This window comes from Brasilonema sp. UFV-L1, from assembly GCF_012912105.1.
Lineage (GTDB): Bacteria > Cyanobacteriota > Cyanobacteriia > Cyanobacteriales > Nostocaceae > Brasilonema.
In genome coordinates, this window is sequence record NZ_QMEA01000321.1 from 1 (window position 1) to 1,548 (window position 1,548).

At 42.1% G+C, this 1,548-nt stretch carries 1 protein-coding gene; it reads right to left on the bottom strand.

Going from position 1 to position 1,548, the window contains the following annotated elements:
• A partial coding sequence (locus tag DP117_RS35185; protein WP_169222765.1) for an RNA-guided endonuclease TnpB family protein occupies nucleotides 1-1,214 on the bottom strand: 1,214 nt, incomplete at its 3' end.
• Nucleotides 1,215-1,548: the final 334 nt, after the last annotated feature.

The window sequence follows — 1,548 nt, forward strand, 5'->3', positions numbered from 1 at the left end:
GGTATGGTGGGGGCTTCCAACTTCACGGAGGAATGCCTCATCACAGGCTTACGCCCACGATTTGGTCTTACTTCCTCTCCATTGGCGTTAGCCTCCCCCGTCCCAGAGGAGGACAGCATTCTGATACCTTCTGCTCTAATATTCATTGCAGCATTACCATCTCTGTCATGTTGAGCACCACAACTTGGGCAAGTCCAAGCCCTTATCTCTAGTGGCAACTCTTTGATTTGGTAATGACAATTAGAACAAAGTTTGGAACTAGGAAACCATCGGTTTATCTCAACTAACCTTCCACCATTTCGTTCTAATTTGTAAGACAAGAAATTGACAAAGGTTCCCCATCCCGTATCAGATATTGCTTTTGCTAGTTTATGGTTACGAACCATGCCCTTGACATTTAGGTTTTCGACGACTACGACTTGATTATGATCAACTATCTTTCTAGATAACTTGTGTAAGTAGTCTTGGCGGACATTACTAACTTGTTCGTATACCCTAGCTACAATCAAAGTTGCCTTTCTACGACGATTACTACCTTTTACTTTTCGTGCAGCTATACGTTGTTTCTTGGCTAATTTCTTTTCATATTTGGCTAAGTGTTTTGGGTTTGAATATTTGGAAATCTTTTCACCATCATAGGTAATCGCAAAATCCTTAATCCCTAAATCAACACCAATAACCTTATCATTAGCGTTTGATGTCGGATAATCACCTTCATATTCCATCAACACAGAAGCGTAGTACTTACCAGAGGGGCATTTACTGACAGTCACAGTCTTGATAGTCCCATCAAGTAAACGATGTATTTTAGCTTTTACAGCACCCAACGTTCCAGGAAATTTCAAACAATTATTGACTTGTTTTACTTTTTGTGGATACTGGATTGACTGACGATGGTGTCTTGACTTGAACTTAGGATATTGCGCTCTACCATCAAAAAAGTTTTTGTACGCACGGCTAAGGTTGAGACTTACAGATTGCAATACTTGCGAGTAACATTCTCCTAGCCATTCTGTCTCTTCGTCTTTTTTGAGTGCTGGCAATAAAGAATTTAGACCAGACTGAGATAAGCCTTTTCCAGTTGCTTTATAGGTTTCAATACATTTGTTCAAACCATAATTCCACCACCACCGCGCACACCCAAAATGCTGTGCAAGTATTTGAACTTGTTGGTCTGTGGGATACAACCTAATTTTTACAGCTTGTCGTCTCACGGGGTCTTACACGTAAGAAATTGAGCCAGCCTTACTACTACGAGTACCCGTCTGCACCGAAAGATCAACCAAACAAAGGAGCCACTGCGTTGGACGGGTCCCCCGGCTTGAAGCATGTGGCGTGCTGGCTCAATTTCTAGGGGACAATGCGTCACCTAAACTTCTCCAAATATCGACCTGTTACTATTATATACACATTTCAGTAACAGCATTCCGGAAAAGTTGGCAACTCCTCATGCATCTTTAAGCGCGTTTTCCATAGGAAAACATCGGTCAAAGATACAATCGTCGTTGCCCGCCTTATATCCCCGCGCTAAACGGAGTACCGTTATAG